Below are 13,886 nucleotides of genomic sequence, written 5' to 3' on the forward strand. Positions count from 1 at the left end.
TTTTTTTTTTTTTTTTTTTTTTTTTTTTTTTTTTTTTTTTGTAAAAAGTTAAAAATAATTATTTTGTTGAATATACCGTATTTATACGTAAGAAATTGTGACTTTATTTGAGTTAAGTTTAATATTTTAATGTTATTTATAATTTTTTAAAAATGCTTTTACCGTCAAAATGAATGAAAAACGTTATTTTAACGAGTTTTTAGGCATTTTATCGGAAATTTTTCTTGTAAAAATTATAATAGTCTAGTTTTGAGGTGTTAAGACAATGAAAGTTGTTTAATCCCTAAAATCTACTATTATGAAAAAATTACTACTAACAGTATTGTTTGTAAGTTTTTTGAATGTGAATGCACAAACACCGATTCAGGAATTTAATTTTAATGGTACTTTAAACAATACAGCAAATACGATTTCATTTATTGGTACGACTAATTTTGTAGCTGATAGAGCAGGAGTGGCAAAAGGAGCTCAACGATTAAATAATAAAGCTTTAGAAGCCGTAATCGATGACGTTCCTCAGGGAAAAAGCTCACGAACAATCAGTATTTGGGTTAAATTCAATGATATTTCCAATGCAAATTATATTTGGGGCTACGGAAATCCTTTAAATGCTCAATATTGCGGTTTATTGCAGCAAGGAACAACTTCTTCTAACTCTGACCTAAGCTTAGCAGCTTGGGGAGCTTCTAATGATGTTATTGTATCTACACCGCTAGAAAAAAATATTTGGTACCATTATATTATTACTTATGAAGGAACTACTTCTAAGATATACCGTGACGGTAAATTACTGAAGTATCTTGAAGGCATGATAAGATCTACAAATGGAAATATTTTTAGATTGGGAGAAATCAATACAATGGTTGGAATAAATGCTGATATAGATGATTTAAAGATTTACAACATAGCTCTGACTGCAGATCAGATTAATGCATTATATGAGAGCGAAAAGACAGCGAATTTGATTGTTGCGGCGCCTGCAGAAGCTAAAACAGTAAAAGTAGCTGTAAAAACAAAAACGGCAAACGAAACAATTATTGCTTCAAGCGAAGTGAATGGTGCTATAAAAAATGTAGAAGTTTATTCTCAAGGGCAGAAAATAGTAGGAAGCAATGCAACAAACATATCCGATCTTCCTGAAGGGACTTATTTATTAAAAATTACCAGTACTCCATCAAAAAAAATTACCTCAAAATAAATGGTTTTTTAGTTTGTTTTTAAATGTTAGTTAGTTTTTTTATTGCGTAAGCAATTGAGTTTTTGGAATAGTAAGAAAGGCTTTCTGTGTTCAGGAGGCTTTTTTTAATTTAACTTCCATCCAAAAGTAGTCTGGAAAACATAATCATCTTTTGATGCTCCTTCTTTAGGCTTGTTATCATAGTTATAAACAAATGACAGCTTGATGAAAAAGTCTAATGGCAAGTTGTATTTGGTGTCTATAGAAAAATCGGTACGAACCCTTTTGCTTTCTGTTAAACTAGGAAAAACATTTACTTTCGACTGAATGCTGAAATCTCCAATATCATATAAGTTTAAATCGCTCCCAAGGAATAATTCCAAACTTTTGTTGGCTTCGCTTGTTCCTGTGAAACGTTCGTTATTAAAAGATAATCCAGAAGCAATTCCCCAATATTTTTTATTGCTATGTATTAAGTATTTTCCATATCCGGCTTTTGAAACCACACGAAGGTCAATGTCTTGTTCGGTATTTTTTAAAGTAACAACAGACAGAGGAATAAAATAATCTCGCGGAAGAAGGTGTATATAGCTTAAGTCAGTATCTATTCTGCGTATGGGATCGCTCTCGTCTTGTATAGATTGGAGCTGTTTGTATGTAGCCGCTCCGTACCATTTTTTTGCAGTGTAGCCTAAATTTACGTTTACGGTTAATTGTTGTAAACTTTGAGCTTTAGTTAATTTTATTCCTGCATCAAAACTGGCGTCTAGTCTAGCCCAAAAGCTATCATCAACAGGTTTTATGCGTACAATATCAGAAAGATCAATAATGCTTTTATTTTGCGTATCGATATTAGTAATTTCGCATTTATTAGGAATTTTGATTTTTGTAATTTTTCCGTTTAGTAAAGTACCGTTAGAAAGATTAATAATGTAAACCCTCTCAGAACTAATGTTTCTAACATATTTCCATTCTAGTTTAAAATCTTCTTTGCTGTAATCGGTTTCGATCTGTAAAATTCCCTTATTCATTGTCTTTATCTCGCCAACAATGACATCATTGTTTTTCAAAACAAGAGTGTCGGAAATCTGCGCACTGATTTTTAAGAAAAATAAAAGAAAAAATAAAAGTAAAGTTTTCTTCATATTTAAGTTTATTTCTTTGATTTACAGCCCATACTGTTAAAGTTAGAAATAAAAATGCAATGTAAGGCAGAATCGTGAAAAAAACCTGATTTTACTGCCATCTAGCTCTACAAGAAAGTAGGATTAGATTTGAAATTTTTTTGCTAAAGAAAGTTTTTTAAGTCGTATAATTGTTTTTGTGAGAATTCTGTATTTGTGTGTAGGAATCTCTTGGATATGCTGAATTTTAATTATAGTTTTAACAAAATTTTTAAAAATATTGAATGAAATTTTAGAATTGTAAAGCATACAATATTTAAAATTTATAATCTATCGCTATTTGCCTTAAAACGAACTATCTTGATAAAAGCTACCACTATGAAAAAAATAGTACTCACTTTAATGTTTATAAATTTTTTAACAGCCAATGCGCAAAATCCAGTGCAGGAATTTAATTTCAACGGAAATTTAAACAGTGCAGATAACACGATTTCTTTTTTAGGTGCTCCAGTTTTTGTAAGCGATAGAATGGGAAGTCCTAAAAGTGCTTTGCGACTTGCAAATAAAGCATATCAGGCTGTAGTAGGAGAGCTTCCTCAGGATAATAAGCCAAAAACAATATCGATTTGGGTAAAATTCAATGCAGTCAATATTCCAAATTACATTTTAGGATACGGTGCAGCAGTAAACGGACAATATTTTGGTTTAGTGCAACAGCCTGTGTCTGGAAGCAATTCAGATTTGAGTTTGGTTGGCTGGGGAGATGCAAATAATGTGATCGTTTCAGTGCCATTGGCAAAAGAAACTTGGTATTTTTATAGTATTACATATGACGGAAATGTTTCGAAAATTTACCGAAACGGTGAATTGCTTAAATCTGTAGAAGGAATTCAGCGTTCGGCAAAAGGATATATTTTAAATCTTGGTAAATTAAACACCTCAACGAGTATCAGCGCAGATATTGACGATTTAAGATTGTATAGTGTTGCCATGACAGACGAACAGGTTCGAGAAGCTTACAATAGCTCGAAACCAAATGGAACGTCAGTAACGGAAACAATACCTGCTTCAAGCGCCAATGTTTCAAATGTGACAAAAAAAACTGTCGCAGCACCTGCAAAAACACCGGCGCCAGCAGCTGCTCCGGCAGAAACCAATAAAAGCACTAAAACAATTGAGGTATTTTCTCAAGGAAGACAAATAATGAGTGCCAACGCTTCTAATATTACCGATTTGCCAGAAGGAACTTATTTGATTAAAGTTATTAATTCCAAAAAATAATTGTGGTTTAAAATGATATAGTTTTCATTTTGAGCATATATTATTGTAGTTATGGGATTAATTGGTTCTCTGTTAAATAATCTTTCCAATCTCTAATGAATTCGTAGATTTCTTGTGTTGGAAGTTCAAGAATAATTTTGTCATCAGTAAAGATGTCAATTATAGATGAAATGTTTTTGTTGCAATCAATAGAGTAAACCTCATATCCAAAATTATATTGCTGTAAATTACCCGACAAAACTAGTTTGAGAGAATTAACGATTTCTTCTAAATAATGTAGATTTAAATTTTTAATTTCTGTAATGAAATATTCTCCATATTGTTCTTCATTTTCAATTGCTATTAATGCTGTTGATTTGTTACGATTATCTCTTTCATCAAAGTGATTGTATTTTTCAAATATATACTTCATTATTTGACATTTCTAGGGAAAATAAAACTGATTTTCGTTTAAAATTAAGATAAAAATAAAAAACCTTCTGAAATTCAGAAGGCATTTTTGTTATCTCTTTTTCTGCTGACCTGGAGCATATGCTTTTGCACTTTGGTCTCCATTCATTTTTTTTGCTTGTCCTGGGGGTATTTTTTTACCTGATGGAGCAGGAGCATGAGTGTGTACATGTGTACTGCAGCTGATTACACTTAGTACTAAGAACAAAAGTACTAGGGCTACTACGGCAATTCGAGTGATTTTTGATGTTTGCATTTTTAGTTTAAATTATATTTGAGGTGTTGCAAATATAATCGAAATGTTATCTTTAGAAGTACCTGATCTTAGTTTAAAATGAGTTCAAATAAGCATCTCATTTTAAACTCAGGTACATATTTGCAATTTGCCTTGTGGCTTTTATATTTGAAAAGCAAAAGTTCTACAAAACAAAAAAAGCCCCAGAAAATCCAGAGCTTTTTTTAAAATATATTTTAGAAAGATTAATCTTCTTTCATGGTATGATAAACGTTCATTACGTCATCATCTTCTTCGATTTTTTCGATCAATTTCTCAACGTCAGCAATTTGAGCTTCCGTTAATTCTTTAGTGATTTGCGGAATACGCTCAAAACCAGAAGAAAGGATTTCAAGACCTCTGTTTTCTAATTCTTTCTGTAAAGCACCAAAACTTCCAAAAGGAGCATAAATTAAGATTCCGTCTTCGTCTTCAAAAACTTCCTCAGCACCAAAATCAATTAATTCTAATTCTAATTCTTCTGCGTCGATACCATCTTTTGCAATTCTGAAGTTGCAAGTGTGGTCAAACATAAACTCAACAGAACCTTGAGTTCCCATTGTTCCGTTGCATTTGTTGAAATAACTGCGGATGTTTGCTACAGTTCTATTGTTGTTATCAGAAGCAGTTTCAATTAAGATTGCAATTCCGTGAGGAGCGTATCCTTCAAACAAAATTTCTTTATAGTTAGCAGTATCTTTATTACTTGCATTTTTAATCGCGCGCTCCACATTGTCCTTAGGCATGTTAGCGGCTTTTGCATTTTGAATAACAGCTCTTAATCTAGAATTGGCGTCTGGGTTTGGTCCGCCTTCTTTAACAGCCATTACGATATCTTTACCAATTCTGGTAAATGTTTTGGCCATTGCTGACCAACGTTTCATTTTTCTTCCTTTTCTAAATTCGAACGCTCTTCCCATTTCTAATTTTTAGTTTTGTGATGCAAAAATACGGTTTTCCTAATTTTTACAAAAACAAAATTGTTCTTTTTTGTTTCAGGTTTTAGGTTTCAAGTTACTTAGTTTGTGTTGAATTTAACCGCAAAGTACGCAAGCCCGATAGCTATCGGGAACGCAAAGCTCACAAAGAAATTTTTAAATTAAGCGATAAAATAAAAAAGTTCACAAAGCTATATAAATAAAACTTTGCGCACTATAGTTATCGGGATTGCTAAAAAAAACTTAGAACCTTAGTATCTCAGTATCTTAGGACCTTTTAAAAGAAAACTACTTAACCCCTCCATTAAATTCATTAATAATATTTACAGCCTCATTCAGGTAAGGGTTAGTTTTAAGATTATCCATTTGGTATTGGTTAATCGTTTTATCATTAGGATAAGCTCCTAAAAGAAACTGATTGACGCTAGAATTGTATACATCTAGCGGATTATTTTCGTCATTAAAAGTATTAATCTCTGTCCAAAGCGCATTCAATGTTTTTTTCTGTTTAAAAACTGCATCTAATGTCAGTGGAATCTCTGCTTTTGGAGTATTTACAAGTTGATCTATCTTGAGATTGATCTTTTTTATGTTGCTAAAAAAGTAATTGTCTGCTAATCTTTCCGAACTGTTTTTAGCAATTTTATCAATCAAATTTCGTTTCACATACGTCTTGTATTTTAAGAAAGGTTCAATGCTGTCGTTTTTTATTGCCGTCGGGAAATCGCTTTCTTTCTGGTAAATATCTTCATAAAATTCAGGAAGAACAACATCTGGTTTTACTCCAACGTATTGATGGCTTTTCCCTGTAATCCTGTAGAATTTATTGATTGTAATTTTTAAGAAATCGGTATTTTTTTCTTCGTCAAGCGGAAGAATAGTTTGCATGGTAGCTTTTCCAAGTGTAGAGCTTCCTAACAAAAGTGCGCGATTGTAGTCTTGCATGATCGAAGAGAAAAACTCGCTTGCCGAAGCCGTATTGCTGTTTACTAAAACCACAATGGGACCTCTATAAATTACGCCTTTAAAAGGATCATTAATTACAGATTTTTCTTTTTTGCTGTCAATTACAATCGAAAGCGGACCGTAATCTACAAACATTCCAGCCAATTTTATGGCTTCTTCCATAGAACCGCCGCCATTGTCAATAAGATCAATTACCAGTCCTTTTATGCTGTCTCTTTGCAGTTTTATAACTTCGCGTGCCACATCATCTGCACAGCCTTTTCTGCTTGTGCCATCAAGATCAGCATAAAAACTCGGAATTTTTACATAACCAATTTTGCTGTCTTTGCCAATGATGAAACTGAAAACCGAATTTTCTTCATCCTTCATCATCTGTTTTTCAATATAAACATCAAAACTTTTACCTGAATTGCGTTTTAAGGTAAGCGTGATATGCTTGTTATTTTCAGACAAAATCATAGACGATATAGATTCTAGAGAAGCACACGAAACCTGAAGCGTTTCTTTCTGATTGGAAATCGAAATAATCTGATCGCCTTTTTTTATCTGTCCTGTTTGATATGCTGGACCATTTGGATCTATTTCATCAATGATAATTTCATTTTTCTCGTTGAGGTTTACCGTCATTCCTAGCGACAAATGCTCTTTTGATAAAGAAGCAACAAAACTAGTTTTAGAATCATCACTAAAATAAGCCGTATGTGGATCAAAATACGTGCAAAAGAAATTATACAGTTTTTCTTCCTGTTTTGTATTAGTTTCTATTAATGTATTAAAACGGCATATTTCATTAGAAAGAATTTGATTTTTAGAAGCTTGTTCTATCGATTTAAAATTCGTTTTTAAAGAATCTAGATTTTCACTCATTTCAGCAATATCGTCTAAGATTTGATAGCGTAGTTTTTTTATCCAAACCTTTTCTATGTCTTCTTTTTTTAAATAAAAGGCAAAAGATTTTTTATAAAAACGAATTGTATCTTTCTTAGTGTAATCTATCGGGATGGTCTGAATCTTTTCTAAAACCTTTTTAGTGCGTATGAGGCCATTTACGTATTTTGCTTTTATATCAGTAAGAAAACTGCAATCGTTCTTTAGAATCAAATCGTCTAAGTTGTATCGGTATTTCTGAGCCAATTCGTCATATTCGCTTTTAAAAAAGATATTGCGAGAAGGGTCAAGTTCGTTAATGAGATTGTCAAAAACGAACACAGATAAGCTGTCATCAACTGGTTTGGGTCTCAAATGTTCAGCTTGAATAAGCGCATTTATTTTGTTTAATATTTCACAAGTTTCAGCGCTGTTTTGACCAAAGGATATAGTTGATGTCAGCAAAAAAAGGAGTAGTGAAATCTTTTTCATAAATGGAAATTCAAGGTTCATGATTAAAGTTACACTAATTTTTTTAGAAATTGTAGTATTTTTAGCAAAATATCGACAACGAAAAGCATTTAACCGTTAAACGAATACACAACAAATAAATTAACCTGAATCTGCTTATTTTACAGCAAAAAAAATGCGTTACAACCGTAACGCATTCTTTAATTTTATAAAGTTCAAAACTTATTTCTTGTAAAATGGTAATTTAACCACTTTAGCAGGAACATCATTTTTTCTGATTCTAATAAAAATATCGCTATCAACAGCACTGTTTGCAGTTGTAACATAACCTAAACCAATTCCTTTATTCATAGAAGGAGACATAGTTCCAGAAGTTACAATTCCGATTACCGCTCCAGAACCATCAACAATTTCGTAATCGTGTCTTGGCACTGCACGCTCTTGCATTTCAAAAGCAATTAATTTTCTTGTAACACCAGCTTCTTTTTGTTTTTTAAGAGCTTCAGAATTAGTAAAGTCTTTTGTGAATTTTGTAATCCATCCTAAACCAGCTTCAAGTGGAGAAGTAGTATCGTTAATATCATTTCCGTATAGGCAGAATCCCATTTCCAAACGTAAAGTATCACGAGCAGCAAGACCAATCGGTTTAATTCCGAAAGCAGCTCCAGCTTCAAAAACTTTGTTCCAGATAGCTTCAGCATCAGCATTTTTGCAGTAAATTTCAAATCCGCCAGAACCAGTATAACCAGTAGCAGAAATAATAACATCACTGAATCCTGCAAAATCGCCAACCTCAAAGTGGTAATATGTAATCGCAGACAAATCAATAGAAGTCAAAGACTGCATAGCTTCAACCGCTTTTGGACCTTGAATTGCCAATAAAGAATATTCGTCAGAAAGATTCTTCATATCAACTCCTAAATCGTTATGAGATGAAATCCAGTTCCAATCTTTTTCAATATTAGAAGCATTTACAACCAGTAAATACTCTTCTTCTTTCATTTTATAAATAATCAAATCGTCAACAATTCCGCCTTCATTATTTGGAAGACAAGAATATTGCGCTCTTCCAATTGTCAAAGTAGATGCATCGTTTGAAGTCACTTTCTGAATCAAAGCCAATGCATTTGGACCCGATAACAAAAATTCACCCATGTGAGAAACGTCAAAAACGCCGACACCATTACGAACTGTTTCGTGTTCAGCATTAACCCCTTCATAAGTAATAGGCATATTATAACCAGCAAAAGGAAGCATTTTCGCTCCTAAACCTTCATGTATGTGCGTAAGCGCAGTATTTTTCATTGTGTTGTTTTATAAAATTGTTTTGCAAATCTATTCAAAAAATATCAAATTAAAAGACCTTAAATTATAAATTTCGCAATAATTTGGAGCTATTTCCTGCTATCCGCTATATTCCCGATTAACAAAAACTACGGCTAAAAAGCCTTGTTTTTCTAAATCGGGAGATGCCGCTACTATCAGGGCTAGGGCTAACAGTTTCATTAGAAGAATCATGTTTTCAATTTTTTATGTAATTTTAGTATAAAAATTAAACTTTTACATTTAGCTATGTTTATTTAAATAAGTGAAACGCCTTGATGTGTAAAGGAAAGCTATGATTCTATGTGTTTAAAATTAACACCAACTAAAGAATGAAATCACCGTATTTAATTAATAAAGAAGAATTTCAGAAATTATATAAACCTGTAAACCCTCAAACTCACAAAGGAACACAAGGTCATGCGGTGATTATTGCTGGAAGTTACGGCAAAATAGGAGCGGCGGTTTTAGCTTCAAAATCCTGCCTCAAAACAGGCTGCGGACTCGTAACGACTTTTATACCCAAATGCGGTTATCAAATACTCCAAATTTCTATTCCCGAAGTAATGACCGTAACCGACGAAAACACCAATTTTATTACCAATATCCATCTTCCGTTTATTCCGCAAGCCGTTGGAATTGGCCCAGGAATAGGAAAGGAGCTAGGAACACAAAAAGCATTATTCGAATTTTTAAGAGTTAACAAAGCACCTTTAGTTCTCGATGCCGATGCATTAAACATTATTTCAGAAAATTTATCATGGTTAGAATTGGTTCCTGAAGACACGATTCTAACACCTCATCCAAAAGAATTAGAACGCTTGATAGGAAAGTGGAATTCGGAAGCCGAGAAATTCCAGAAAACAATTGCTTTTTCAGAAAAATACAAAGTGATTGTGGTCATGAAAGGTGCGCCAACCTACATTATCAATAGAACTTCAGTCTACGAAAACACAAGCGGAAACGCCGCACTTGCAACCGCAGGAAGCGGCGATGTTTTAACTGGAATCCTCACAAGTCTTCTAGCGCAAGGATACGAACCCAAATACGCTTCTAAAATGAGCGTTTACCTCCACGGTTTAACAGCCGATTTAGCCTTGCCAAAAACAGGTTATGAGTCTTTTACGGCTTCTACGATTATAAAGTATCTTGGAAAAGCTTTTTTGAGTTTAGAAAAGTAATTTTAACGCAGAGAGCACAAAGATTTTTCACAAAGTTCGCAAAGAATATTTTCATTTTTTGTCATCCTGAGCGAAGTCGAAGGAACACAAAGATATTCCTCAAAGTTTAGTTTCTTCGTCGAGCTACTTGTGTCCCTTCGACTTCGCTCAGGGTGACAAGCCGAATGCGTTACTATGTAATTAAATCTTTGTGATCTTAAAAAAGCAATACAAACTCAAAAAAAACTTCGTTTTCTTTGCGTAAACCTTTGTGAACTTTGCGGTAAAAAATAAAATCTAAAATCAAAAATTGTAAGTTTGTAATATCAAAGATTAGAAACTTAGCAACTCAGTTTCTTAGCATCTTTGAATCTTTAAAAATGAAAAATTTCGACTTAAGAACAGTAAATGTCATGCGTTATATAACGCCACTGCGCGAAGGCGGATCTTTACCCGCTTTAGCAGAAGCCGATGACGACTTTAAATACGTATTAAAATTCAGAGGCGCTGGACACGGCGTAAAAGCTCTAATAGCCGAATTAGTTGGCGGACAAATAGCCAAAGCCTTAAAACTGCAATTGCCAGAATTAGTTTTCGCAAATCTAGACGAAGCTTTCGGAAGAACCGAAGCCGATGAAGAAATTCAGGATTTATTGCAAGGAAGTCAGGGATTAAATTTGGCGCTTCACTTTTTATCAGGAGCTATTACTTTTGATCCTGCTGTAACAACAGTTGATGCTAAATTAGCGTCACAGATTGTTTGGCTAGACGCATATATTACCAACGTAGACAGAACCTTCAAAAATACCAATATGCTGATTTGGCATAAAGAATTATGGCTAATTGATCATGGTGCGTGTTTGTACTTTCATCATTCTTGGCATAACTGGGAACAGCACTCTAAAAGTCCGTTTGCGTTGATAAAAGATCACGTTTTACTGCCTCAAGCTTCAATGTTAAAAGAAGTTGACGCTGAGTTTAAAGCGATTTTAACACCCGAAATTTTAGAAGAAATTGTCAATACAATTCCGTTAGACTGGTTGCAATGGGAAGATGCAGACGAAACTCCAGAAGGATTGCGAAACGTTTATTTGCAGTTTTTAAAGACAAGATTAGAGAATTCAGAAATATTTGTAAATCAGGCGCAAAATGCAAGATAATCACTTATACGAATATGCTGTGATTCGTGTTGTGCCAAGGGTAGAGCGCGAAGAATTCCTGAATATCGGAATCATTTTGTTTTGCAAAAAAGCCAAATTTATAAAGGTTCTTTTTCATTTAAATAAAGAAAAAATTCAAGCGCTTTCTAATGATTTCGACATCGAACAATTAGAATGCAATCTGACTTCATTAGTAAAAATAGCCAACGGAGCCAAAGATGGCGGTCCAATCGCTGAATTTGAAATTCCAGAGCGTTTTCGATGGTTAACGGCCATTAGAAGTTCGGCAATCCAAACCTCAAGACCTCATCCGGGATTGAGTCAGGATTTGGAGAAAACCATTCAACGTTTGTTTGAGGAGTTGGTGCTTTAAAAAGGGACTAAGATGCTAAGATTCTAAGGTTTTTTAGTAGAGGCGCATAGCAGTGCGCCTATTTATTTGCCATAGATCAAAAGGATTAAAATGATTTTTGTTTCACGCAAATTTTGCAGATTGAAGCAGATTTAATTTAATTACTAATCTAATTTTAAATCTGCTTCAATCTTTTTAAATCTGCGTGAAAAATCTTTGTGCTTTAGCTCCCGATAGCTATCGGGATTGCTAGATTAAAAAACTTCGTGTCTTAGCGCCTTTGTGGCAAACAAAAAGCTACTAGAAAGAACCACAAACATTACCGCCCAAAGTAGGCCCTGCATTTGCAGAAATATCAGCTTTAACAGCAGTTTTTGCCAATTTCACGATAGAATATGGAGGAGTAAAAGCCGTACCGCTTCCTGCTTGAGTTCCCGTTACATTTGTAAATACATTATCTGTAGCCGTAACCGCCGTATAACCGCTCATTAAATCGATTGGGTTTTTTACGCCTTCAAACACATTGCTTTCTACGCGAATATTTGCTTCAAATCCTGCTGCGATACATTTGTTGCTTACCGTACTGTTAAAGAAACTGTTTACAATATGAACTTGTCCAAAACGAACTCTAGGCATTCTTTCTTTACATCCTGGAGCCCACCAGCATCTTGCAAATGTGATTCTTAATTTTCCGCGATCTGCAGTTGCGCCGTCGCTAGAACCAATTAAGTTAGAGAAACGGTGATCATCAGTTCCGCCAGAACCTCCAGCTTTTGGTGCTTTTAGATAATGGAATTTAGAATACGTAACAGAAATATAATCTGATTTGTTTTTGATGTCGAAATTTCCATCTACACCATCTCTAAATTCGCAGTGATCTACCCAAACATTTGTACATTCATCCAGAATGGCATTATCCCATCCATCAGTATCGTAAGCGCCAGGGCCTTCAAAAATCAAGTTTCTGATGATAATGTTTTTACATCTTTTAATGTTAATAATTCCAGAAGCATCCTTTGTCTGATTTGTAGAAACCAGTTTTGCACCGCTTGCCCCGTAAATAGTTTTTCCAGTCTGATCCTGAAATGATAATCTTGTTGTAACCGTGATTGTTCCAGAAACTTTAATCACTTTTACAGAAGTGTTTTCAATAGCCGATTTAAGCTGAGCGTAAGTTGTAACTGTAGTCTCCGCAGCAGAGCCACCACCCGTTGTTCCACCGTTTTGTGAAGCCCAGCCAGGAACCTCAGCGCAGTTTCCGATTTTAGCAGTCGGATTGGTTGCAGATGCATCAATCGTTTCATTTGTTGGTTGAATACTTGCTTCTGTGTTTGAAGCGATTTCTTCGGAGTTACATGCCGTAAATCCGAAAATCAATGCTGTAGCGAACATTGAAAGTTTTGATTTTAAGTTCATAATTAAGTTTGGTTATTTAAAAAGTTTAACAACGCAAAACTCAATATTATTTGTAGGAAAAAAGTTGAACAAGTTCAAACTTTGGTAAAAAAATCTATGAAATATGTTTTTTTAACAGTTCTAAATTTACAAAAATGTATTTTATGTCTATTTTTACGTAATCGATTACATTAATTTAAGCCCCTAATTAATAATGAGTTGAAAAAACAAATTTAAACCTCACAAAAAACCACAAAAACCACAAGATGTACAACCTACTACGAGCAAACATTGAGCGAAAGATTCCGCTCACAGATGAAGAATGGGATATTATTGTCTCAAAAGCAGAACTTATCAAACTGAAAAAGAATCAATTCCTACAAGTTCAGAATTCGAATAGTAGTTACGAAGGATTTATTTTGAAAGGCTCATTCAAAACTTATATTTTAAACGAAAACGGAACAGAAACCGTCATTTTCTTCTCTTTCGAAAACGAATGGATTTGCGATCTGGAAAGTTTTTACCACCAAAAACCAACTACATACAACATTAAAGCCATTGAAGACAGCGAAATCGTGGTTATCAGTAAAATGCAAAAAGCGTATTTGTTTGCCGTAATTCCAAAACTAATTAAGTTTCATGTTTTAATGATCGAACGTGCGAATGTTGCCATTCAGCAACGTCTTTTAGATGTGTTGCATAAAACCTCAAAACAACGTTACTTGGATTTTAAAGAACGTTATCCTCAAAAAGTGAGCTCGATTAACAATAAGAATTTGTCATCGTATTTGGGCGTTTCGCACGAGTTTCTTTCAAAGATAAAAAGGAGATGCTAAGGTGCTAAGATTCTGAGATTCTAAGTTTTTATTTCACGCAGATTTTATAGAGATTAAAGCACTAATCTCATTTTTGTCATTTCTGTAAAAGTTACTTATTTCGGTAACGGAT

13 protein-coding genes are annotated in these 13,886 nt (G+C 33.8%); 6 read left to right on the forward strand and 7 right to left on the reverse strand.

The features are described from left to right. Positions 1-298 precede the first annotated feature (298 nt). On the forward strand, positions 299-1,198 hold the full coding sequence (locus tag NU08_RS21980) for a LamG domain-containing protein (RefSeq protein ID WP_129749172.1): 900 nt from the start codon (positions 299-301) through the stop codon (positions 1,196-1,198). Between the two features lie 104 nt (positions 1,199-1,302). Here the strand turns inward: NU08_RS21980 and NU08_RS21985 are convergent, their stop codons facing one another. Beyond that, complete coding sequence (locus NU08_RS21985) at positions 1,303-2,322, reverse strand: DUF481 domain-containing protein (RefSeq protein ID WP_129749173.1); 1,020 nt, start codon at positions 2,320-2,322, stop codon at positions 1,303-1,305. A gap of 357 nt (positions 2,323-2,679) precedes the next feature. Here NU08_RS21985 and NU08_RS21990 point away from each other — a divergent pair, with 357 nt between their 5' ends. Further along, entirely contained in the window at positions 2,680-3,582 is a 903-nt protein-coding gene (locus NU08_RS21990; RefSeq protein WP_242502629.1) for a LamG domain-containing protein, read from the forward strand. Positions 3,583-3,631: 49 nt separating this feature from the next. On the opposite strand, the gene NU08_RS21995 is transcribed toward NU08_RS21990, so the two are convergent. The 5 genes from NU08_RS21995 to gcvT all read right to left on the reverse strand — a co-directional run bounded on the left by NU08_RS21995 (position 3,632) and on the right by gcvT (position 8,853). Continuing rightward, positions 3,632-3,994 (reverse strand): hypothetical protein, encoded by a 363-nt coding sequence (locus NU08_RS21995; protein WP_129749174.1) that lies wholly within the window; start codon positions 3,992-3,994, stop codon positions 3,632-3,634. A 90-nt stretch (positions 3,995-4,084) separates the two neighbouring features. Then, complete coding sequence (locus tag NU08_RS22000) at positions 4,085-4,288, reverse strand: hypothetical protein (RefSeq protein ID WP_111424194.1); 204 nt, start codon at positions 4,286-4,288, stop codon at positions 4,085-4,087. 224 nt (positions 4,289-4,512) lie between these two features. After that, positions 4,513-5,226 carry a YebC/PmpR family DNA-binding transcriptional regulator gene (locus NU08_RS22005; RefSeq protein WP_129749175.1) on the reverse strand — a complete coding sequence of 238 codons (714 nt, stop codon included), beginning with the start codon at positions 5,224-5,226 and terminating at the stop codon, positions 4,513-4,515. 306 nt (positions 5,227-5,532) lie between these two features. After that, positions 5,533-7,569, reverse strand: a complete 2,037-nt coding sequence (locus tag NU08_RS22010) for a S41 family peptidase (protein ID WP_129749176.1) — start codon at positions 7,567-7,569, stop codon at positions 5,533-5,535. Between the two features lie 201 nt (positions 7,570-7,770). Beyond that, a complete protein-coding gene (gene gcvT, locus NU08_RS22015) occupies positions 7,771-8,853 on the reverse strand; it encodes a glycine cleavage system aminomethyltransferase GcvT (protein WP_129749177.1) in 1,083 nt (360 codons plus the stop codon). A gap of 350 nt (positions 8,854-9,203) precedes the next feature. On the opposite strand from gcvT, the gene NU08_RS22020 reads away from it, so the two are divergent. From NU08_RS22020 to NU08_RS22030, 3 genes are all read left to right on the forward strand, one after another. Next, positions 9,204-10,052 carry an NAD(P)H-hydrate dehydratase gene (locus NU08_RS22020; RefSeq protein WP_129749178.1) on the forward strand — a complete coding sequence of 283 codons (849 nt, stop codon included), beginning with the start codon at positions 9,204-9,206 and terminating at the stop codon, positions 10,050-10,052. 359 nt (positions 10,053-10,411) lie between these two features. Continuing rightward, positions 10,412-11,191 carry a HipA family kinase gene (locus tag NU08_RS22025; protein ID WP_129749179.1) on the forward strand — a complete coding sequence of 260 codons (780 nt, stop codon included), beginning with the start codon at positions 10,412-10,414 and terminating at the stop codon, positions 11,189-11,191. Next, positions 11,181-11,564: a DUF3037 domain-containing protein gene (locus NU08_RS22030; protein WP_111378494.1), complete on the forward strand. Its 384-nt coding sequence runs from the start codon at positions 11,181-11,183 to the stop codon at positions 11,562-11,564. Before NU08_RS22025 ends, NU08_RS22030 begins: the two co-directional genes overlap by 11 nt. Before the next feature lie 279 nt (positions 11,565-11,843). Here the strand turns inward: NU08_RS22030 and NU08_RS22035 are convergent, their stop codons facing one another. Then, on the reverse strand, positions 11,844-12,959 hold the full coding sequence (locus tag NU08_RS22035; protein WP_129749180.1) for a polysaccharide lyase family 1 protein: 1,116 nt from the start codon (positions 12,957-12,959) through the stop codon (positions 11,844-11,846). Between the two features lie 245 nt (positions 12,960-13,204). Between NU08_RS22035 and NU08_RS22040 the strand changes: the two genes are divergently transcribed. After that, positions 13,205-13,774, forward strand: a complete 570-nt coding sequence (locus NU08_RS22040; protein WP_129749181.1) for a Crp/Fnr family transcriptional regulator — start codon at positions 13,205-13,207, stop codon at positions 13,772-13,774. Positions 13,775-13,886: the final 112 nt, after the last annotated feature.

Source organism: Flavobacterium anhuiense, from assembly GCF_004151235.1.
Taxonomy (GTDB): domain Bacteria; phylum Bacteroidota; class Bacteroidia; order Flavobacteriales; family Flavobacteriaceae; genus Flavobacterium; species Flavobacterium anhuiense_A.

Excerpts from the sequence above, each read along its gene's own strand:
- NU08_RS21980 (WP_129749172.1), top strand. The coding sequence starts at position 299 with ATGAAAAAATTACTACTAACAGTATTGTTTGTAAGTTTTTTGAATGTG.
- NU08_RS21985 (WP_129749173.1), bottom strand. The coding sequence starts at position 2,322 with ATGAAGAAAACTTTACTTTTATTTTTTCTTTTATTTTTCTTAAAAATC.
- NU08_RS21990 (WP_242502629.1), top strand. The coding sequence starts at position 2,680 with ATGAAAAAAATAGTACTCACTTTAATGTTTATAAATTTTTTAACAGCC.
- NU08_RS21995 (WP_129749174.1), bottom strand. The coding sequence starts at position 3,994 with ATGAAGTATATATTTGAAAAATACAATCACTTTGATGAAAGAGATAAT.
- NU08_RS22000 (WP_111424194.1), bottom strand. The coding sequence starts at position 4,288 with ATGCAAACATCAAAAATCACTCGAATTGCCGTAGTAGCCCTAGTACTT.
- NU08_RS22005 (WP_129749175.1), bottom strand. The coding sequence starts at position 5,226 with ATGGGAAGAGCGTTCGAATTTAGAAAAGGAAGAAAAATGAAACGTTGG.
- NU08_RS22010 (WP_129749176.1), bottom strand. The coding sequence starts at position 7,569 with ATGAAAAAGATTTCACTACTCCTTTTTTTGCTGACATCAACTATATCC.
- gcvT (WP_129749177.1), bottom strand. The coding sequence starts at position 8,853 with ATGAAAAATACTGCGCTTACGCACATACATGAAGGTTTAGGAGCGAAA.
- NU08_RS22020 (WP_129749178.1), top strand. The coding sequence starts at position 9,204 with ATGAAATCACCGTATTTAATTAATAAAGAAGAATTTCAGAAATTATAT.
- NU08_RS22025 (WP_129749179.1), top strand. The coding sequence starts at position 10,412 with ATGAAAAATTTCGACTTAAGAACAGTAAATGTCATGCGTTATATAACG.
- NU08_RS22030 (WP_111378494.1), top strand. The coding sequence starts at position 11,181 with ATGCAAGATAATCACTTATACGAATATGCTGTGATTCGTGTTGTGCCA.
- NU08_RS22035 (WP_129749180.1), bottom strand. The coding sequence starts at position 12,959 with ATGAACTTAAAATCAAAACTTTCAATGTTCGCTACAGCATTGATTTTC.
- NU08_RS22040 (WP_129749181.1), top strand. The coding sequence starts at position 13,205 with ATGTACAACCTACTACGAGCAAACATTGAGCGAAAGATTCCGCTCACA.